The 20467-nt window shown below is 60.2% G+C and carries 18 protein-coding genes and 1 pseudogene; 10 read left to right on the top strand and 9 right to left on the bottom strand.

Features of this window, described 5'->3' with window-relative positions; translation table 11 throughout:
- From DyAD56_RS11070 to DyAD56_RS11060, 3 genes and pseudogenes are all read right to left on the bottom strand, one after another.
- Positions 1-204: pseudogene (locus DyAD56_RS11070) on the bottom strand (IS3 family transposase); the annotation flags it as partial.
- A gap of 126 nt (positions 205-330) precedes the next feature.
- Entirely contained in the window at positions 331-672 is a 342-nt protein-coding gene (locus DyAD56_RS11065) for a hypothetical protein (RefSeq protein WP_102302825.1), read from the bottom strand.
- An 82-nt stretch (positions 673-754) separates the two neighbouring features.
- Positions 755-1018: a hypothetical protein gene (locus tag DyAD56_RS11060; protein WP_102302824.1), complete on the bottom strand. Its 264-nt coding sequence runs from the start codon at positions 1016-1018 to the stop codon at positions 755-757.
- Between the two features lie 479 nt (positions 1019-1497).
- Between DyAD56_RS11060 and DyAD56_RS11055 the strand changes: the two genes are divergently transcribed.
- Positions 1498-2943 carry a DUF1254 domain-containing protein gene (locus DyAD56_RS11055; RefSeq protein ID WP_102302823.1) on the top strand — a complete coding sequence of 482 codons (1446 nt, stop codon included), beginning with the start codon at positions 1498-1500 and terminating at the stop codon, positions 2941-2943.
- A gap of 241 nt (positions 2944-3184) precedes the next feature.
- Here DyAD56_RS11055 and DyAD56_RS11050 read toward each other — a convergent pair whose 3' ends face one another.
- Positions 3185-3715 (bottom strand): DUF3455 domain-containing protein, encoded by a 531-nt coding sequence (locus DyAD56_RS11050; protein WP_158241315.1) that lies wholly within the window; start codon positions 3713-3715, stop codon positions 3185-3187.
- A gap of 127 nt (positions 3716-3842) precedes the next feature.
- Here DyAD56_RS11050 and DyAD56_RS11045 point away from each other — a divergent pair, with 127 nt between their 5' ends.
- The 3 genes from DyAD56_RS11045 (at position 3843) to DyAD56_RS11035 (ending at position 5721) form a co-directional block, all read left to right on the top strand.
- Positions 3843-4541, top strand: a complete 699-nt coding sequence (locus DyAD56_RS11045) for a DUF2975 domain-containing protein (protein ID WP_146010485.1) — start codon at positions 3843-3845, stop codon at positions 4539-4541.
- Positions 4541-4762: a helix-turn-helix transcriptional regulator gene (locus tag DyAD56_RS11040; RefSeq protein WP_102302820.1), complete on the top strand. Its 222-nt coding sequence runs from the start codon at positions 4541-4543 to the stop codon at positions 4760-4762. The genes DyAD56_RS11045 and DyAD56_RS11040 overlap by 1 nt, the downstream gene beginning before the upstream one ends.
- Before the next feature lie 65 nt (positions 4763-4827).
- A complete protein-coding gene (locus DyAD56_RS11035) occupies positions 4828-5721 on the top strand; it encodes a pepsin/retropepsin-like aspartic protease family protein (protein ID WP_233202380.1) in 894 nt (297 codons plus the stop codon).
- 90 nt (positions 5722-5811) lie between these two features.
- Here the strand turns inward: DyAD56_RS11035 and DyAD56_RS11030 are convergent, their stop codons facing one another.
- Positions 5812-6993, bottom strand: coding sequence for a hypothetical protein (locus DyAD56_RS11030; RefSeq protein ID WP_102302818.1), 1182 nt, complete (start codon positions 6991-6993; stop codon positions 5812-5814).
- Positions 6994-7820: 827 nt separating this feature from the next.
- Here DyAD56_RS11030 and DyAD56_RS11025 point away from each other — a divergent pair.
- Positions 7821-10664 (top strand): TonB-dependent receptor, encoded by a 2844-nt coding sequence (locus DyAD56_RS11025; protein ID WP_102302817.1) that lies wholly within the window; start codon positions 7821-7823, stop codon positions 10662-10664.
- A gap of 129 nt (positions 10665-10793) precedes the next feature.
- Here the strand turns inward: DyAD56_RS11025 and DyAD56_RS11020 are convergent, their stop codons facing one another.
- Positions 10794-11432, bottom strand: coding sequence for a TetR/AcrR family transcriptional regulator (locus tag DyAD56_RS11020; protein ID WP_102302816.1), 639 nt, complete (start codon positions 11430-11432; stop codon positions 10794-10796).
- Positions 11433-11516: 84 nt separating this feature from the next.
- On the opposite strand from DyAD56_RS11020, the gene DyAD56_RS11015 reads away from it, so the two are divergent.
- Genes DyAD56_RS11015 through DyAD56_RS11005 form a run of 3 tightly spaced genes read left to right on the top strand, consistent with a single transcriptional unit; the run spans position 11517 to position 15001 of the window.
- On the top strand, positions 11517-13067 hold the full coding sequence (locus DyAD56_RS11015) for an FAD-dependent monooxygenase (protein ID WP_102302815.1): 1551 nt from the start codon (positions 11517-11519) through the stop codon (positions 13065-13067).
- Positions 13068-13121: 54 nt separating this feature from the next.
- A complete protein-coding gene (locus tag DyAD56_RS11010) occupies positions 13122-14564 on the top strand; it encodes an MFS transporter (RefSeq protein ID WP_102302814.1) in 1443 nt (480 codons plus the stop codon).
- Entirely contained in the window at positions 14561-15001 is a 441-nt protein-coding gene (locus tag DyAD56_RS11005; protein WP_102302813.1) for a MarR family transcriptional regulator, read from the top strand. The genes DyAD56_RS11010 and DyAD56_RS11005 overlap by 4 nt, the downstream gene beginning before the upstream one ends.
- 14 nt (positions 15002-15015) lie before the next feature.
- Here DyAD56_RS11005 and DyAD56_RS11000 read toward each other — a convergent pair whose 3' ends face one another.
- Positions 15016-16161 carry an NAD(P)/FAD-dependent oxidoreductase gene (locus tag DyAD56_RS11000; RefSeq protein WP_102302812.1) on the bottom strand — a complete coding sequence of 382 codons (1146 nt, stop codon included), beginning with the start codon at positions 16159-16161 and terminating at the stop codon, positions 15016-15018.
- A gap of 61 nt (positions 16162-16222) precedes the next feature.
- On the opposite strand from DyAD56_RS11000, the gene DyAD56_RS10995 reads away from it, so the two are divergent.
- Complete coding sequence (locus DyAD56_RS10995) at positions 16223-16690, top strand: MarR family transcriptional regulator (RefSeq protein ID WP_199178947.1); 468 nt, start codon at positions 16223-16225, stop codon at positions 16688-16690.
- 112 nt (positions 16691-16802) lie between these two features.
- Here DyAD56_RS10995 and DyAD56_RS10990 read toward each other — a convergent pair whose 3' ends face one another.
- Positions 16803-18563, bottom strand: a complete 1761-nt coding sequence (locus tag DyAD56_RS10990; RefSeq protein WP_102302811.1) for an aspartyl protease family protein — start codon at positions 18561-18563, stop codon at positions 16803-16805.
- Between the two features lie 182 nt (positions 18564-18745).
- On the opposite strand from DyAD56_RS10990, the gene DyAD56_RS10985 reads away from it, so the two are divergent.
- On the top strand, positions 18746-19303 hold the full coding sequence (locus DyAD56_RS10985) for an isoprenylcysteine carboxylmethyltransferase family protein (RefSeq protein WP_158241313.1): 558 nt from the start codon (positions 18746-18748) through the stop codon (positions 19301-19303).
- Between the two features lie 42 nt (positions 19304-19345).
- Here DyAD56_RS10985 and DyAD56_RS10980 read toward each other — a convergent pair whose 3' ends face one another.
- Positions 19346-20335: an alpha/beta hydrolase gene (locus DyAD56_RS10980; protein WP_102302809.1), complete on the bottom strand. Its 990-nt coding sequence runs from the start codon at positions 20333-20335 to the stop codon at positions 19346-19348.
- Positions 20336-20467 lie beyond the last annotated feature (132 nt).

Raw genomic sequence — 20467 nt, 5'->3', positions numbered from 1 at the left:
CTCGCTGCTGGTCACGCCAGGACGTACGCCGGTATCGACCTCTTCACGCTTGATCCATTCCAGCAACGTCTGCGGCACGCAGCCAATCTTCGGGGCAATCGATTCGACCGCCGCCCACAGCGACGGATACTCTCCGCGATGCTCTTGCACCATGCGCACAGCGCGCTCACGGATCTCAGGTGAGAACTTGTTTGACTTCTTCATGGCTCCATCTTCTCAAGAGTTGGAGCCTCCACCAATCCCGGGGCGATTCAGTACCGCCTACTCCCGTCATGGCGATTCTCTCCTATATTTGAGTCCGCTTCGGGTCGATAGCGGACATTAGGCCGCTTACCAATCTGTTGCGATTTCGACGGTATCGGCCTCTTCTGCCAGCCACCAAGCATCAAATACGGCAATCGCCGGTAGATCACCGAATAAGCTGGTGAACCGGTCGCCAATCTGCTCGGAGAGTTCGGCGATGAAGCCGCTCTTGCATTTACTGAGAATCAGCGATCGATGGCCTTCTAGCTTACCTTCGTACTGGAGGGGTTCTGTCATTACGACAGAGGGGAGTGAAAGCGATTCTGCAAGGTCTGCTTCATCATGCTTTGCAAGGTGTACCAGCAAGTGGCTGGAAGCACGAACGACGTATGCGCGACGCATTAATGGGTTCTGATCGTCCTGAGACACGTCCAAGCTCCTTGCAATCAATGGGATCTGTGAATCGCACACCCGATAGAAATGTCCGCTATGGGTCGAAAGCGGACGCTTGCTATCGTCGAATTTTTCTCAAGAACGCTTCGGCATAAGGACCATAGTTTTCCATGCCGGTGTTTGAGACCAGGAACCAATCACCTGACTTCTGATACCGCGCCAATTTCTCTAGAACCTCTTTCTTAAGTTCCAAAGAGAGCGTTTCAAAATCACCTTCACCCCCTTCCAAAGCGATGCTTTTCACTACATGAGCAACTATTTCTTCCATGGGCATCTCACCCCGGAGGTTCATCTCGATCAACGCGGACAGGTGAGGAATCATGCCTTAGCGGCTCCGGATGGCGATGTGGGCGGAAATATCGACTCGTTGTGAAATGTACGCTATGGGTTGCGGGCTCAATCGGTCAACGCAACACCTCGACACGGTGACAGGAGAAGGCCCGTTGCGATTGGATACGGAGCCCAGTTCAATGGCTCGAAGGCCAGCAGACGGAAGGTGCCTCAATTCAAGGTGCGATTCGACTTATTGCAGGCCAGGATCGTTAGACGGGCCACGGGGATGGGCGTAAGACGTTGAAATGTGTGGCAATGCGATTTGGCCAAAGTGTTGCGTTGACCGGTTGAAACGGCGGTCGAAAGCGGACATCACCACTCTTCCCGACAGGCTGCAATTATTGCGTAGATTTACTGGCTCCGACGCCGTAGTTCCACCGAAGCATCTTCTTCAACGGCTGTGATGTGATACCAGAGTGTGAGGCGCCTGGCCCGGCCTTGCGGAATGTACCGGTATTGGAGACGTCCATGAAACCGACCCTGTTGGCCACTGTTCTGGCAGTGACGCTTGTGTGTGGCATGCCAGCTTCCTATGCCCACACTGCTTCGGCCAGTCCGGCCACATCGCCATCGCAGGAAGACCTACAACAGCGAAGCGTCGAGCGACGCGCTGTCGAGGCGGTTGTGTGGGGAATGCCGGCCGTCAATTTCCAATTGATGCTGGACGCATTCATCGCCATGGGTGGTGCGCCTAATCAGGTCATCTACTGGTCACGACCGGTGAACTGGAGAAACCAGACACTGACACCGAACCCCGAGACCATCTATTTCACCCCGTTCTACGACACCACGAATGGGCCGGTCGTTCTCGACGTTCCCGCTGCCAGCAACGATGGCTCCATCACCGGCAGCATCGACGACGGCTGGCAAAACGCCATCGCGGATGTCGGGCCAGCCGGCACAGACAAAGGTAAGGGCGGTAGATATCTGATACTCCCGCCGAATTACAAGCACACGGTTCCCGAGGGATATATCGCGGTACGTTCGAGCACTTTCCGTGGATTTGCCCTTCTAAGGTCGAACCTGAAGAGCGGTGGGGACAAGGACATTGCCGATGCGGTGGCTTACGGTCGACGCATCAAGCTATACCCCCTTTCCACGGACGCGAATGGCGCTTCCGAGACACGCTTCGTCGATGCATACGACAAGCCATATGACGCCACCATTCCCTACGATGGCCATTACTTCGACGCATTGAATCGTTTTGTGCAGGCCGAGCCTTGGCTGGAACGCGACCGCGTCATGATCGACACGCTTGGCAGCCTTGGCATCGTGAAAGGACAGCCCGTGCATCTGGAAGAGGCCAACAAGGCGGCAGTGGAAAGAGGCGCCAAGGAAGCTCATGCATTGATCCGTCTGTGGACTGACGAAGCGCTAGCCAAGTCGCCCTTTTATGACGGTGCCCACTGGGCGTTACCTGTCACAGCGGAAACCATCAAGGGCATGTCCGACAACTTTCCCGACACGAATAGCTACCCGGTGGACAATCGCGCGGTGATGTACTCGCTTGGCTATTTCTCCGCCAAGCAACTCGGCGCGGGGCAGTTCTATCTGATGGTGACGCGCGACAGCCAAGGCAACGCGCTCGACGGCAACAGGACGTATCGACTTCACGTGCCCGCCAATCCGCCGGTGAAGCTCTATTGGTCGGCTACCGCCTACGACGCCGAGACGCACGCATTGATACGCGACACTTCATGGTCGAGTCGTGGATCGAACACACCGGGGCTGAAGAAGAACCCTGATGGCAGCGTAGACATTGTCTTTGGCCCCAAGGCGCCTGCCGGGCAGGAAGTGAACTGGATGCCAACCAGCCCCCACGGTCGTTTCGAACTGCTATTCAGGCTCTATGGCCCTGAAAAAGCGTTTTTCGACAAGGCGTGGAAGCTGCCGGATCTGGAGCTGCAGAGGTAGGCGGTCCCCGTGGCTGGTAGTCGGCTCACCACTGCTCCCTTATGGAAGTGACGGAAACTGCATGGCGAACGCACAAATGGCACACGATGAAGCTGCGAGGCAATGGTCCTGAGCGAATGACTCCTTGCCACTGATCGCGAGATATCTTCGCGCTCGACCAGTGTCAATGCGCGGACGAAACAGCACGGTGGCACACGCCAAATGCCGCCGATCCGGTAACCGGACGAGCTTTGGCGAAACCTCAGTTCGACTTTACGTAGAACACATAGGTTGCCGTATAGGGAACACCCACTTTGGTGCCTGCCCGAGTCGGTGGCTTCGCGGGCGCGATACCGCCACTCGTTGAGATACGTTGAACGTAAACGACCTTGCTCAAGACGCCCGGAGCGGGATCGGCGGCGACCTTGATGAGTAGCCACGATATATCGGCACCGGCTTGTTTCGCAGGCACGGTCATCACCGGCGCGGACGTATCGCGCGTGACCTTGCTGCCATCAGCGGCCTCCCATGAAGGGCCGGCATAGTGATGGATCACTTCATCGCGCGCGCTCAGCTCAGCCAGCGGCGCCTCGAAGGTCCATGTCGGTGCCGAACCAGCCGCGGCTGTGCTCGTATAGATCTGAACTCCGGCGGCCTTTGCCGAGAAGGCAGCGGTGTAGCCGTTGGGCGGCTGCAGTGCGGCCGGCACCGCTTCTTCCGCCCGAGAGGCTTGTGCGCCCGCCGCCAGCAACACGACGGCGGCGGCTATTCCACGTATGGCTTTTACGGTCATGGACCTGTCCTCGCTAAAACCACGCATTGCCCAGTGGGGTCATCGCATCCGCTGTGGATCGAAAGCGGAGGCCCCCTTGTGGCGCTCGGTTAATGATGCACCGCCCACGCCTTGGCAGGCACCCCCAATGGCACCCTTGCTGAAATTATTGTTTTACGATAATTTATTTCTGCGCCATAGTGGTGCCAGCCGAGCAAGAACCATGACTCAAAGTCCGGTGCGATCCCGTGGCGCAGAACCCGTGGATGCCACTACAGGCATTCGACCCGATGCTCGGCTTATCCAGCGCGGCAAGTTCATTGCCGGCGCGGCGGCTGTTTGCCTGGTACTCATTCTGCTGATCGATATCGCAGCCATAGCAGTGGTCACGCTTCGCATGGGTGATCTGGCGGGCCTGACCAAGGGCGGGTTTTCCTTTGTGCTCAACCCTTGGATGAAAGAAGCATTGCCGACCACGTTCGTGCCGATCACTCATTTCGCGGTCTGGCAATCTTGCCTGGCGGCGGTGCTGTTGGCGATCCGGCTTGCCCCAGGGCTGGTAGCGCTCTGGCATTTTTTCAGCTTGTTTCGCATGTATGGCAAAGGGCTTGTCTTCACCGAACGAAACGCCGGGCATGTCCGAGGCATGGCCTGGGCGTTGCTCGCCTACGCTGTTGCTCCATTGCTCACTCACGCCACTTTGTACGCGGCCGGCATGAGCGCGGTGGCTTTCAAGTTTGAGATCCGGCAGATCGACGCACTGGTGGCCGGCATCGTCCTTTTCGCACTGAGCTACGTCGTTTCCTTTGGTTGCGACATCGATCGCGAGCGCGAAGGTTTCATTTGATGGCCATCGTCGTGCGTCTCGATGTGATGCTGGCCAAGCGAAAAATTCGCTCCAACGAATTGGCGAGCGCCGTGGGTATCACCGAAGCCAATCTGTCCTTGCTGAAATCGGGAAAGGTCAAAGGCATCCGCTTCGCGACGCTAGAGGCCATCTGTCGTTATCTCTCCTGCCAGCCGGGAGATCTGCTCGAGTTTCAACCTGACGAAGACGAGTCCGCGTAGCCGAATCCACGCGCCATCCCCCTAGTTCATCCGCCCCTGTGGAGAATGATATGCACCGTATCTTGGTGACGGCAGCGTGTTGCTCGCTGCTTTCCTTGACTGCCTTTGCCGCCGTGCCGCTGACACCGGGCGGCAATGGACACTTGCTCGTGCCCGCTTTTATCGATGGGAAGGGACCTTACCCCGTTATTCTGGATACGGGCGCCGATATCTCCGGTGTGTACGCCTGGTTTGCCAAACAACAACATCTGACGCCAGGCCCGTCGGAGGTCATCGACGGGATGACCGGCTCGGCAAACATCCCGACATACGCGCTGAAACGCATCGAGGTCGACGGGCGCGCGCTGGTGAATGTCACGGTGGACAGCTACCCCGACCGCCACGATGTCGAACGCCAAGTAGGCGTTGTTGGCAATGATTTGATGGATGGGAGCGTCGCCGTTTTCGATTTCCCATGCAGCCAGGTGCATATCTGGCCCAAGCCCGTGGACATGGCGACCTTGCTTTCGCCCAAGGCTCGCATGCTGCAAGCAGGTGTGGTCAAGAACGGTACGCAGCTAACTTTTGATGTCACGGTTCATGGCGTACACGGCGTTGCCGTACTTGATACGGGTTCTCGCGACACGCGGATCAACAGCCTGTTCGTTCGCGCTGCAGGCCTGGACCCCGCCTCGTCGACGTTCCACGACAGCGAAACAATCTACGGCGCGAATTCCAAAGGGATGCCGTCCCGCAAGGGGCCGATTGGAACCGTGGGTTTCGCCGGCATCGAAGCATCCAACGTACAGGCCCGCGTGATGGATCTGCCTGTGTTCAACACATTTGGCATAGGTAACGGGCCGGCCATGATCTTCGGCCTGGACATCATGCAAGACTACCGATTGGTCTACGACCACGACGCCAAGCGATTCTGGTTTGATGAGTCGACGTGCACACCGGAGCACGCGACCAGCCGCTAGCGTGGTCGTATACCCCTATCCACTAACAAGGCTGGCAATAAGCCGGCCTTGTCAGGACGCAACACATAGCCATGCAAGGACGATACTTCCTTACGGCTTGTCGACCTTGACGGTCGCCGCCGCCTCGGGGACGGCCGGCAGCGCTTCGCTGGTGTACTTGTAGACGTCTGAGCCAATGGCATAGGCGGTGAAGTGCTGGCCATCAGGAAGAATGCGGAACTTGTTGATCACGCGCCCCATGTCCACGTGCGCCCAGTGTGCGCCACCGTCCGTCGTCTCGAAGCCGCCCTTAGTGGTACCTACCCAGCCAAGATCAGCATTGGCGAAGCCCACGCCGAACTCGGTGACTTCCTTGTCGTCCACCAAGGGCAGTTCTTTCCATGTCTTGCCGCCGTCGGTGGTTTTTGCCAGCCAGCGTTGGGTCGCTTTTACATCCGTGTCGTAGTTCTGGATGGTGGCGTAGCCTATGCGCCGCGTCGCGAAGGACCCTTTCCAGATCAGTTCGGACTGCCGCTTCGATTCGTAGACGCGCGTCCAATGGGCACCACCATCATGCGTGGTGATGATCACGGCGTGTGACTTGGCCAGGTCCGCGTCCGAGCCGCCGTAGATCACGCCGTTCTTGCTGTCGAAAAATTTGACGTCCACGATCATGGCGATCCAGGGCGTCATATCGGTGTTGGTCCAGGTTTTTCCACCGTCCAGCGAGCTGAGCAACCGGGCCGGGCCCATCACGCGTCCCGCCGCATGAATGACTGTGGACGAGTCGCTTTGCGCTGCGCCATCGGGATGGAGAATGTCGATGCCGCAGACACCCTGCATGGCGGGCCCGGGTATGTTGGTCACGGCGTGCCAGTGCTCGCCGCCATCGGTAGTCTCGTAGAGCGGCGTGCTATCCGTGACGCCCGGGTAGTAGCCCGTACCGATGTTTCCGGCGAATCCGTGCTGCGCATCGACCATGCCGATGGCGCGGAAGTAGGTGCCCGGCTGCTTGAGGACGTTCTGCCAGCTACGGCCGCCGTCGGTGCTTCGCCAAATGTTGCCTTTGCCGTTGACGTAAAAGCCGACGTCCTTATTCACGAAGTAAATGTCGTCCTGCTTTCCCTTGTATGGCTCGGTCGGCAGCTTCTGCCAATGGCTTCCTGCCTGTGGCGTCAATGGGGCATCGCTAGCGATGGCGCTACCGTGAAGGCATGCAAGCGCCAGCACCGCCCATGACAGTGTCTTGCGGGCTGGCATGGCGATACGGGAGAACGGGACGTCGTTGGGCATGTAGGTGTGCCTGGCAGGAGGTTCAACGCGTATCCGGTGCGAGCGCGCCCGGGGGTCTCTGGGCGCGTGACTCGTTCCGGTATGTGGATTCACGTCTTCCGGGAACCGGCGTTCCGCAACCGATGGCGGCCATCCCTTGCGTGCACCTTGCGAACAGCAAGCACACGCTTGATTGACCTGATGCGGCTCGACCGTGCGGCAGCTTATAGAACGCGTCGCCCTGGAACCTGTGTCGATGGACACATGACTGACGGCATACGAATCACTGCAAACATCGCCCGCCGACTTCCGCAGGGAAACCCGATCGCTATGAAACGACGCTGACGCGAGGGCCAATCCATCATGGTTATTTCTCATAAGCTTAGGCGAGTCTTGGCATAAGCCCACCCTTCATCGCCCCGCGAATACGACCATCGTTTTCTGCGATATCGCGGTCAACGTCGGCAAAAAACAGCGCAAGCGCCTCTTTTAACGATCGGCAAGGGTGACGCCGACGCATCCCCGCGAGACCGTCCCGCCGTCGGTCGGCGGCTGTTCACATCGCCAATATTGGTTGACATGCCATGTAACTCACGAAGAATAGACGTATGGACGTCCACTCGCCCAACGGCGACCACTCCCGGATGAGTCATCAAGTTATGCACGTCAACGAATTCCAAGACCACCTCTGTTACTGCGGCATCGCTGCCGCCCGGTCTTGTTGAAGGCACGCACAGCCGTACCAGTCCACTGACCCTCCCCAGCAGCGGTCACACCTCACTAAGAACACTTCATCTGGCGCCAGGACGGTGCTGGACTGACGTGTCACACCAGGGATCAGCCACACCATGCCACGACCAGCCCCAACACCTGCGCCGACGGTGAAGCGACTCCATCGACGCGCGATAGCCATCGCCGTTGGTATCACGCTTTCTGCCTCTGCATGGGCGCAGACGAGCTCGCCATCCACGGGTGATATCCCCGCTAGCGCGCAAGACCAGTCGGTAGCGCCGACGGATACGAACAACGATAAGAAGTCGGTCAAACAACTCGATCAAGTGGTCGTTACCGGCTCACGTATTCCGCGCTCGGACTTGGAAGGACCATCGCCGGTCACTGTGATTACGGCCGCCGACATTGACGCCAAGGGCTATCGGAATGCGTTCGATGCCATTTCTCAGGCTACGCAGAACACGGGCATCACCACCGGGCAGGACTTCGGCAGTACGTTCACGCCGGCTGGCAGCTTCGTCAGCCTTCGCGGCCTGGGACCGAACCACACATTGGTGCTGGTCAATGGTCATCGCCTCGCGGAGTATCCCGTCGCGTACAACGGCGAAGTGAACGCAGTCAATCTCGCCAATATCCCCTCAGAGTTCATCGAGCGGATTGAGATCACGGATGCGGGTGCCTCTGCCATTTACGGCTCCGATGCCATCGCTGGCGTCGTCAACATCATCCTCAAGCAGCACTATGACGGCACCGATATCAACGTTCGCACGGGCGGAACCCAAGGCGGCGGCGGCGCAAACCAACGTCTTCAGCTGACCCAGGGCATCAATGATGGGAAGTTGAGCGGCCTCGTCGGCCTGGAGCTCAATCATGTGCAGCCGCTAACGTTTGGCGACCGGAACCTGAGTGCTTCGTATACGCGTGGCGCACTTGATCCCACCACATCGGTTCCTTCGGTGGCTTCGATTCGCGACCCCATCTCCGGGGGCTATATCACTCCACCACGCGGTGCATGTTCGGGGCTATCCGGCCTGATGGGCGGAAGTGTGGGTCTCGCCACCAGCAACGACCCCAATCGGCCCGGCACCTATTGCGGAAGTGATCGCTACTACAACGACGGCACGATCGGCGCCGGAAAGCGGCAGGCATCGGCCTTTGCTTCGCTTCACTACGCGCTCAACGATCACACCTCACTCTATGGCGACTTTCTTGCCGATGACACGAAAGTCACCAGCACGCTGATCGGCCCGCCCTCGTGGGGAACCTCGACGGTTGTTGGTCCGTTCTGGGATGCGAACACGGGCCAACTGGAGAACTTGCAGCGCACGATTGCCCCGGATGAAGGCATTGGCCTCAGTGCCTACAATCACGTCTACCTGGAGCGGTCGTGGACGGCCTCGCTCGGCGCCAAGGGAAGCTTTGGTGATAGCCGCTGGCAGTACGACGCGAACTTTACGACGTCCCATTACAGCAGCGACCAGACCAGGTATCGCCTGCTGAGCAATGTGGATTCGTTCTTCCTTGGCTCGCAGATCGGTACGCAGAATGTCAGCGGTACGCCATTCCCGGTCTATGCGCCGAACCTGTCGAAGCTCTATAGCCCGCTATCCGCGCAGGACTACTCATCCATCGCCGCGTCCAGCACGAGCAAGAATACGTCGTGGACACAATCCGCCAGCCTGGTCGTGAATGGCCCGCTGTTTGAGTTGCCCAATGGCGATTTCAATGTCGCCGCGTTGGCTGAGCTAGGGGATCAGGGCTATCGAAATAATCCCGATCCTCGCATTGACGAGGGGTATTTCTGGGGGACGTCGAGTGCCGATGGCTCGCAGGGAACGCGTCGCAACCAAGCCGTTGGCGTTGAGTTCAATGCGCCCGTACTGAAATCGCTGACTGTGTCCGGCGCCGCTCGCTATGACCGCTTCCATTTTGCGGGCAATGCGATCGGCAAGCCGACCTACAACCTCGGCCTGGAGTACCGTCCGATCGATGGCCTGCTGGTACGCGGAAGCTACGCGACCAGCTTCCGCGCCCCGGACATGAACTACATCTTCTCCAACCAGACGCTCGGCTATCAACCGGGTATGACCGACTACTATCTGTGCCGCCAGGGTGGCCAGCCGTACGGTAGTTGCGATCAGGTCTTTGACATCAACTATACCCAGAGCGGCAACCGCAATCTGAAACCGGAGGAGGCGCGCTCCTTCACCTATGGGCTAGTCTGGTCGCCCACGCAGAACCTCGATCTTTCGGTCGACTACTACCACATCGCCATCACCAACGAAGTCACCGATCTCAGTGTCGACCAGCTTTTACGGACGGATGCCGACTGCCTGGAAGGAAAGACGCTGGCTGGCACGACTGTCGATCCGCAATCCGCTCTGTGCCGTGATGCCATCACCCGCGTGCATAGAAATGCGCCCAATGCACTGGTGAACCCCAACTATGTAACGTCGGTCGACATTAATCCCATCAATGCCGCCAACGAACACACCAGCGGCCTGGACGCGACCGCGGATATCCGATGGGGTGAGCGCTTTGGTCGCTTCGATTTCAAGCTGAACTACACCACGGTCTTTGATCACAAGTACGAGCAGTTCACTGGGGACGCTGTGCAGGACGACCTGAGCATCGCCTACCAGAACGAATGGCGAAGCAAGATCGATGGAACACTGAGCTGGCGACTCAACGCCTGGTCGGCAACGATCAACGGCATCCGCTATGGCCGTATTCCGCAGCTCGACCAAACGGCGTACCGGACGCCTTACACGCTGTTCAATACGAGCGTCGGCTACCAGGTGAACAAGCAGACCTCGGTGTCCTTGATCGTTAACAACATCGCCAATCGATTCCCTGTCGACCGGACAGGCGGATGGCCCAACTATCCGTCCAGCACGTACGACATCTACGGGCGGCAGTGGTGGATCGAACTCGACTATCACTTCGGACAGAAGTCGTAACACAGGACGTTGCGACGTTTGTTTCCCTAGGTGAGCAACCGGTGGAGTGCGTGGGCAACTCGCACTCCACCATTTAGCACGTTCGTTGATCTGTGCCCCGCGTGCTGATCTGCCGATCAACCATGGGTATCAGGCATAGGGTGTCCCGGCGAAAGCCGCGTTGACGCCGACAAAGCCACGCTCCATTACTCCCCCGAACGCCGCTTCGGGCTTTTGCTTTCCGCGAAAGGCGCGAAGTGCTTCGCCGTACGCAATCACCATGGTGTCCATCAACATGGCTGCGGCGAGGCGTGCGTCGGGGTCCACGTGTGGCTTGCCCACGGCATCGCTCAGCATGACGGCGAGATCATCCGCGAGCGTCACCTGAAGCTCGCGCGCGCGCGTGGTCAGCGCCGTGCTCTCGGCGACGGTACGCCAGAACTGGTCCGTGCGTTTCGAGATCCGCAACAGTGGATGCCGCCCTTCCAGCAGTCCGCGCATCAACGCCTGGAATGCGTGAACGGGTAACTGCTTGCCGCGACCAACAACCGCCGCGCGTACCAAGGCACGCGTTTCTTCCTCGCGGTCAAAGATCAGGTCCTCCTTGCGCGCGAAGTAGTTGAACACGGTCTTCCGCGCGACGTCCGCTTCGCGCGCTATGTCATCGACCGACACATTGTCGAAACCGTGTTCGACAAACAGGCGCGTGGCGACGTCGGAAATCGCCTGGCGCGTTGCTGCCTTCTTGCGGTCACGGAGCCCAGGCTGATCTGGCTTGCTGGTGTTCATATGCAAATATTATACTGAATGTAAGATTTATGCCGTGGCCACCGATCATCCCCGAAGGCCCGATGCTGTCTTAAGGAGACTGCCTTGATTTACGACGTCGCTATTGCCGGCGCGGGTCCTGTCGGCTTGTTTCTCGCTTGTGAACTGCGCCTTGCGGGTCTCTCCGTGTTGGTGTTGGAGCAAGCCCACGATCTGCGTTCACCCTTGAAGCGCCTGCCTTTCGGCATGCGCGGCCTTACGGTGCCCACGATCGAATCCCTCTATCGTCGTGGCCTGCTGGACGACATCGCCGCGCTGCAGTCGTCGAACGCAGGCTCCGGTGCAAACAACGCAGCGGCAGCGCATTGGATGAACCAGCCCCGCCGTCCAGGCGGACACTTTGCCGGCATCCAGTTCTACCACGACAAGATCGACACCTCGACGTGGCCGTATCACCGACCGGGTCCGGCCGGTTCCAACATGGCCGTCGATCTGGAGTCCCTCGAATCTGTCCTGGCCGCTCGCGCAGCGTCGACGGGTGTCGATATCAGGCGCGGCACGGGTGTCGAAGGTGTCGATTCATCGGACGATGTCGTGATCATTCGCACGGCTGGAGAGACCTTTCACGCGCGCTGGCTCGTCGGGTGCGATGGCGGGCGCAGCACCGTACGCAAGGCGGGTGGCTTCGAGTTCGCCGGTACCGAGCCCGAGTTCACCGGGTACTCCATCGACGTCGAGCTGGCTGAGCCGGACAAACTCCAGCCGGGCCGCCATTACACACCAACGGGCATGTACACCTACGCGCGACCCGGAACGATTGGCATGGTCGACTTCGACGGGGGCGCTTTTCATCGCACCCAGCCGATCACACTCGATCATGTGCAAACCGTACTGCGTCGAGTCTCTGGCACCGACGTCACCGTGGCTACTCTTCGACTTGCGGCTACCTGGACCGATCGCGCCTACCAGGCGACATCGTATCGCCGCGGCCGGGTGCTGCTCGCTGGCGACGCCGCGCACGTCCACTCGCCCCTGGGCGGCCAGGGACTCAACCTCGGGCTTGGCGACGCCATGAACCTGGGATGGAAACTCGCTGCCACGCTCCGTGGCGATGCGCCAGATGGCTTGCTCGACACCTATGCAAGTGAACGCATGCCGATCGGCGCGCAAGTTCTGGATTGGTCACGCGCACAAGTCGCGCTTATGCGGCCGAGCCGAAGTACGCGTGCGTTGGAGGCCATCATCCGTGACCTCATCGACACGCCCGACGGCGCGACGTACTTCGCCAGACGCGTATGGGGTGTTGGTCTCCGCCACGATCTCGGCGATGGCCATCCGCTGGTGGGATGCAGTGCCCCCGATCTCGAACTGGTTGACGGAACAAAACTCAGCGAGCGGCTCCGATCGGGAAAAGCCGTGCTTCTGGACTTCAACGCCGATGCGCCGCTTCAGAGGCTAGCGAACCGCTGGGATGATCGCGTTATCTATGTCGCCAGTGACGCCGTGGACACCATGGGCCTGAGCGCCCTGCTCGTACGGCCTGATGGCCTGGTGGCCTGGGCCACCGAGGCCACGCCTGATCCGGATGAAGCGGCCAGCGCCGCGTCGCGATGGTTCGGCAAGGCGGCGCCGGAGCGGGCCCCGTCAGACGGTTGATCCCGTTCCGGGCGGCCTATTGACGCGGCATTATTGTGAATCCACAATAGTTGTATGAACACAACTATCAGCTCCGATGGGCGGGCAACAACCCATCCGAACCTCATCCTGGGCATCTGCTGCCTGAGCCTGCTGATGGTGGCGATGGACGCCACCATCGTGAATGTCGCCCTGCCCGCGATCCGGCGGGATCTGGGGGCGTCGATATCCGGGCTGCAATGGGTGATCGATGCCTACACCATGGTGGTGGCAAGCCTGCTGATGCTGGCGGGTTCGATGGCCGACCGCTTCGGGCGACGCCGCGTGTTTCAGTCAGGCATGGCGCTATTCATGCTGGGCTCGCTGCTATGCAGCCTTGCACCGAATATTTATGGGCTGGCCGCATTCCGCGTGGTGCAGGCGTTGGGCGCGACCATGCTCAATCCGGTCGCCATGTCGATCATCGCCAATACGTTCTATGAGCCAAAGGCGCGTGCCCGCGCTATCGGCATCTGGGGCGCGGTCGCCGGCGTGTCGATGGCGTTGGGCCCGGTGATCGGCGGTGCGCTGACCGAAAGCGTTGGCTGGCGTTCGATCTTCTGGGTCAATCTGCCCGTGGGTGCCGCAGCGATGCTGCTGGCCGCACGCTACATTCCTGAATCCAGAGCGCCGAAGCCGCGGCGCGTGGATCCCATCGGACAGCTGCTGGTGTTCGCCATCCTGGCTACGGTGACCTATGCGGTTATCGAAGGCCCCCACGCGGGATGGGGCTCGACCACCATCATCGGCCTGTTCGCCATCGCCGTGTTTGCGCTGATCACGCTGCTTGTCTATGAGCCCCGGCGTCACGATCCGTTGATCGATGTTCGGTTCTTTCGCAGTGCGCCTTTCAGCAGCGCCACGGTGATCGCCGTTTGTAGCTTCTCGGCCTTCTCCGGCTTTCTGTTCCTCAACACCTTGTACCTGCAGGGCGTACGCGGCCTGTCGGCCTTCCAAACCGGGTTGTGCACGTTGCCGCTCGCAGCGGCGACGATTCTTTGCTCGCCACTCTCCGGGCGGCTGGTCGGTACCTATGGCACGCGGCCATCGCTGCTGGCCGCCGGTGTGGCGACCATCATCAGCGCGGTGATGATGACGCAGCTCACCGCTACGACGTCGCTACCCTGGTTGTTGTTGACCTATGTGATCTTCGGGATTGGCTTCGGCATGGTGAACGCGCCGATCACCAACACAGCCGTGTCCGGCATGCCCAAGGCGCAGGCTGGCCTCGCCGCAGCGGTGGCCTCGACCAGCAGGCAGGTCGGCGCCTCGCTGGGTGTCGCTCTCGCGGGCACCATCCTTGGCTCGCATATGCATGACGGATTCGCGGAGGCATCGCACCCGTTCTGGTGGCTGATGACCGGCGGTGGCGCCACCATCGTGCTGTTGGCATGGTTGTCCAACACGGGGTGGGCGCGCGACACGACCCGTCATGCGGCGCATCTGATGGAAGAAGCACCCGCGGGAGCGCCGGCATGAGCCGACACCCCACCAGCGGGAGTGAAGCCGACCACCTCTGGCAGATGCTCGTAAGCCTAGTGTGGGAAACGCGTGGCGAGTGGCGCCGTCAGGTGAGCGAAGTCACCGGGCTGCCCTTCAGCCGGGTGCGCGTACTGCGGCGGCTGATCGACGCGCCGGTGACCTTGAAACAGTTGGCCGACATGACCAGCAGCGACGCACCAGCCACCACGGTCGCGGTGAATGATCTGGAGGATCGTGGTCTGGTCCAGCGGCAACCGCATCCGGACAATCGACGAGCGAAGCTGGTGTCGCTCACTCCCGCGGGCCGGAAACTCATCGAACTGATGCACCGCACGGTGCGCGACGATGCGCCCGCCGCCGTCCAGCAGCTATCCGACACTGACCTCGCGCATCTCCGCCGCATACTGGAAAAGATACAGCGCCACGAGCCCTAGAACCGGCGCGCGGATCAGCGCCCGTGCATGTGCTCTTTCATCACCTCAAGACTCAGGCTAAGCGAGATGTGCGAAAGCTCGGTGGCGGCGGCTTCGGCAGAGGCCCTGGCTGCTTCTACGACGCGAGAGAACATCTCGCTCTCATAGTCCCTGACGGCGGACCTCCAATCACGATGGTCGATCAAGTGCCGCCCCAGTTCGGCGGCATCGAGCAATGCGGCATTTACGCCTTCGCCGCCGAAAGGCGACATCACGTGCGCGGCATCGCCCAAGAGCGTCACTCCTGCGCGATGCGCCCAGTGGTGGCCCACGGGCAACGCGTAGATCTGCCGCGGGACCATCACGTCGTTACTCGCACGAATCAGGTCGAGTAGTGGATTGGCCCAGCCATCGAACTCGGCAACAAGGCGCGCCCGCGCCGTTGCTGGTGAAGAGAAGTCGAAGTGCTTCGCAGCCCAGTCCGAAGGCACGCGAAAGATAGCGTATCCCCGGAGATGGGCATGACCGTTGCGTTGAATGATGAGCGCACGCCCATCATTACCCTCGGCGCCGAGCTTTCCGCGACCCACTAGCAACGAAAGCTCGGGATGCCGGGAATCCACGTCATCAAGGCCGAACTCGATAAAGGTCAGGCCCGAGTACTGAGGCTCATAACGCGACACCAGTGGACGCACCATCGACCAAGTGCCGTCCGCACCCACCACCAGATCGAACGTCTCGCTGCTGCCGTGCGCAAAAATGATGTCATAGGTTCCGTCGGTGTTCGGCTGTACCTGCGTGACCGCGTGATCCCACCGCACGGTGTTCGACGGGAGAGAGGCGAGCAGCATGTCTCTCAGCGCCGTGCGATCCACCTCTGGACGATCACCCGCGCTCGCATCGTCATCGGCCAACAGGATGTGGCCAGCCTTGTCGCATAGGCGGCTTCCCTGATCCTCGTAGCGAGCAATGGCTAGAAACTCGCGCTCAAGACCGGCGCGACGCAGGGCCAACTGACCGGAATCGGCATGCAGGTCGAGCGTGCCACCCTGCGGTCGAACCTTGGCATGAGTTTCACGTTCGAACACGGTGGACGCCATACCGCCCAAGGCGAGTATGCGAGCAAGGGCAAGACCACCCGGGCCCCCGCCGACAATGGCAATACGCAGCTGATCAGTCATCGACAATACCTGCCTGAGGATATACATTGGAACCTATATAACAATATAGGTAGCTATTCATATGTCAAGCGCTATGGATTGGAGCCTGTTCGGCAATCCCGCTCCACTCATCAACATGGCGTCGCGCAGCTTTGCCCGGCTTGGCGATCGTCAGATCAAGCCACTCGGCTTCGCCATCGGCCAGATGCCGGTGCTCTATATGCTGCGCGATGGTGGGGCGATGTCCCAGAAGCAGCTCGCAACGTTGGCGAAGATTGAGCAGCCCTCCATGGCACAGATGCTTTCGCGCATGGAGCGTGATGGATTGATCCAGCGCCAGCCCGATCCGCAGGATGGCCGGAGCAGCTTGGTCTCTTTGACCCGGCGCGCCTTATCCAAGGTCCCGAAGGTCCGAGAGGCGCTGGATAGCGGCAACAAGGATGCCTTCAGCGGATTCAGCAAGCACGAGATCGAACAGCTTGTCGATTTGCTGAAGCGCCTCAACACCAATCTCGATCGACTTGTCGCCGAGGAAAACGCCGCTGACTAGTGGCCCTGGATGGCGTCTTGCGTCACCCGATTTGACGATCGCATACGGATCGGCCTGGATACCTTCTGAATCCAACGGTCTGACTATGCCGCCAACATACGTCGTGTCGGCCCTACGGACTTGCGGCAGTCAAACCATACTTGGCTGCGCGTGCCTCAATCTCTGCATCGAGCGTATGCGCTGCAGCGAGATCGGCGCGGCCTGCTTCCATCTGGCCACTGCGGATCTTTGCCAGGCCAAGGCCATAGCGCGACCAAGCGGAATCAGGGTGTTGGGCGACCGCCTTCTCGTATGCCTTGATCGACTCGGGATACTGACCAAGTCGCAACTCGACCAAGCCGAGACTGTCGAGATAGGCCGGATTTTCGCCGTCACGCTTTATGGCCTTGCGGCAATCCTTCAGCGCATCATCGAGCACCTGATTGCTCAGGCTTCGCGCCCAGCAGCGCTCATTGAGGGCGGTGCCGAGCATGGCATCGTCCTTGTGCAGGCGAATCCAATCGTCAAGCAATGGCAATGCGGCGGCAGGCTGGTCGAGCTCGATGTAGAGACCGGCAACCCCGCGCGCCAGCGTAGAGCCTGCAGGCGCCAACTCGCTGGCCGCCATCGCATCGGCTGTGGCGCCTGCGCGATCCTTCCGCGTGATCCGAAGCCGCGCACGCTGCACTAATGTATCGGCGTTCTTTGGATCCAGACTCAACGCCTTGTCCAGATCGGAAAGCGCGGCGTCTGGCTGCTTGCTCGCCTGATGTGCCCTCGCACGGGCGACATAGTAGGCCGCTTGATCCGGCGCCAGGCGGATCGCCTCGTCCAGGTCGGTTATCGCGGCATTGAACTCACCGCGCGACAGATGCGCCTGGCCCGATAACGCGTAATCGCTCGCGTTCTTGGTGGCCGCACCTGTTGAGCCTGCGGTCGTGCCTGCGTTGGAAGTGTCGCCATCTTCGGCGGCCGCGGCGAATGTAAATACACGCCCACCGTTGTAGGTGAAATAGACCTTCTTCTTGCTGTTGGCAATGAACATATGGTGGGCAAGCAGAAAGTCCACACCAAGCAGCATGTCGGTGTCGCCACCCATCCTTCCGTCGATCACCTGCATCTGGCTGTGCTGGATGGTTTCCGAGCCGACGGTGAACGAGTCCACCTTCACGGTCCACGTCTTCACCGGCTTGGAACCAACGCCGATACTCCTGCTCCCCGCCTTCGCATCCGGCCCATTCAAATCAATGCCGGCCCGCTCGGCGGCGTCACGACTCAGCACGGTGGCCATGGCGCCCGAATCGAGTACGGCCCTCACTTTCTTGCCGTTGATGGTCACACTGACAAAGGTGCGCCTGTCGTACTGGTTATCTGACGGAACGAGATCGGCGACGTTGTACTTGCCATCCTTCACCCAATACGCGAGCAAGGCGTTCCCGCAACCCTCCACCTTGAACAACGTAATCTTGCCGTGCGCAAGATCGATCTCCATATCCGCAATATCGAGCAGATTGGCGCCAAGCAACCCGTCACCGGCATCGGTACCACCGACGATGAAATCGACGTTCTTGAGCGTCGTATCAAGTATGCCGAACTCCTTGACGTGCGCTTGCTGGATATCCGCGGACCCACCGATGCCGCTGACGCGATAACCAAAAGGTGCGGGTTGCAAAGGAAGCCCAAGCGATTCCGCGTTGGCTTTCGACATGATGTTGAAGAAGGCGCCGGTATCGATGATGAAACGAGTGTCTTTCCCGTTGATCTTCACGGTGGTCGTGGCCCGGTTCCCCACCATTTGCACGGGCAACGTGCCGTAATCCTTCAATTGGCAACCGTCAGCCCACGCCTGACTCGCCAGCAAAAGACCTACTCCAATGCAGCATAGACGCAGCATGTCCACTCCCGTTGGCCACGACGGCAGAATATATTTGTTAAAAGATGCGATGCAATGTGCTTCGCAACGAGTCCACCGATGCCAACGCCCCCACTGGCGCTATCATGCGCCAGCGATCAAGGGGCTGGGCCTTCCGGGCTTCGGCCGGGCCACGATGTAGTACCCGAAACATGGGGAATGCCATGAAGGTCGAGTCTGTTGCCATAGCGCTTTTCGCCCTCTGGTTCTTTTCGGAAGGGCTGATCCTCCGCCCTGCTCGTGATCGAAGCGGCGCGAATGTGGATCACCGGTCACTGATCATTCTGGCCACCAGCAACATGGTTCTTCCGTGGCTGTCCATTGCGCTCTACTTTCTCAACGTGGGCAACGCGCCCTTTGCGCCACTGACCAAGATCGTAGGCGTGGTGGTTATGGTCAGTGGGTTCTGCATCCGGTGGGCGGGCATGTGGACGCTGCGGAAGTTTTTCTCGGCGAACGTAGCGGTGCAGAGCGATCATCGGTTGGTGATCGCAGGCCCTTATCGCTTCGTGCGCCATCCCGGTTATTTCGGCGGCTGGTTGGCATTTGTCGGCCTGGGGCTGGCGCTTGGCAATGTGATTGCGCTTGTCTTGTTGTCCGTCGTTACCTTGCCCGCGTTTTTCTTTCGCATCCGGGTCGAGGAGCAGGCGCTTGCCGAGGCGTTCCCCGACTATCGGCAGTACGCGTCGAAGGTGAAACGGTTTCTTCCCTTCGTCTGGTGATGCCCTGCGCTGTACCCGGCGCAGGGCAAAGCCGTGATGGTTTTAGTGCACTGGCGCGGCAAGGACGCCTAGCTTGCTCATCCAGGCCTCGGCCAGCGCTGGCCACTGCGTGATCGGGTTGGACGTGCTGCGGACCCCGAAGGCGTGACCGCCGTGCGCGTACAAGTGCATTTCCACGGGCACGCCCGCCTGCTGTAGCGCGACGTAGTACGTCACTGATTCGCGCACGTCATCCACCGGGTCGTCGCCAGCTTGGATGATGAGCGTGGGCGGTCCATGCGGGTCGATCTTCACGTCCTGCCTGAGCGTGATGCCGGGGCCTTTCCACAAGTGTCCGGGATAAAGCGCCATGGCGAAATCGGGCCGCACGCTTTGCGTGTCCGCGTCATCGATAGGCTTGTAGCTAAGCTTGGTGTGGTTGCTGACGTCAGCCACCATGCGCCCACCGGCGGAGAAACCGACCACGCCGATCTTGCGCGGATCAACACCGAGGCTTGCCGCGCGCTCGCGTAGCAACGCGATGGTTCGCTGCGCGTCCTGCAGTGCCATGGGCACGGTGGGTTGCCTCGCGCAGTTGCACTCTTCGTTGTAATACGGACCGGAACCAGGCACGCGGTATTTCAGCAGCACGCAGGTGATGCCGCGCGAAGTGAGCCAGTCGCAGATCTCGGTGCCTTCCAGATCAATGGCGAGAACGCGATAGCCACCGCCGGGAAACACCACCACGGCCGCACCGGTGTTTTTCCCTTTGGGTGGATAGATGGTCATGGTCGGGCGCGACACGTGCTCAATCACGGTAACGGGCAAACCGGCGAGCGGTTGCGTGCTGGTGCCGAAGTCTTCTTCGCCCGGCATGGAAGGCGGCGCTATCTTCAGGCCTTCCGGCCACAGCGGTATCTGTTCGGCCGGCGACGCCGGTTGCCAGGGATGCATCTGCCGGTTCAGCAGATTTGCGGTACCGGTGGTCGCCAACGCCATGCCGGCGCACAGCCACAACGCGGCCATCAAGCCTATCCATGCGTGCTTACGCATATCGCCTCCACCTTTCGGTCCATGGGTCGTGGATGGGACGGGAGGCGCACCGCGCCGCGCCGGAGGACACAGCGTGCGCGGACGGTGGGGCGCATCGCTTGCGCAGTTCTAGCGATTCGCTGATCGGCGCGG

The sequence above is a fragment of the Dyella sp. AD56 genome (genome assembly GCF_002878475.1).
Classification (GTDB): Bacteria; Pseudomonadota; Gammaproteobacteria; order Xanthomonadales; family Rhodanobacteraceae; genus Dyella.
The sequence above is the reverse complement of the archived record's forward strand: the minus strand, read 5'-3'. Positions and strand labels throughout refer to the sequence as shown.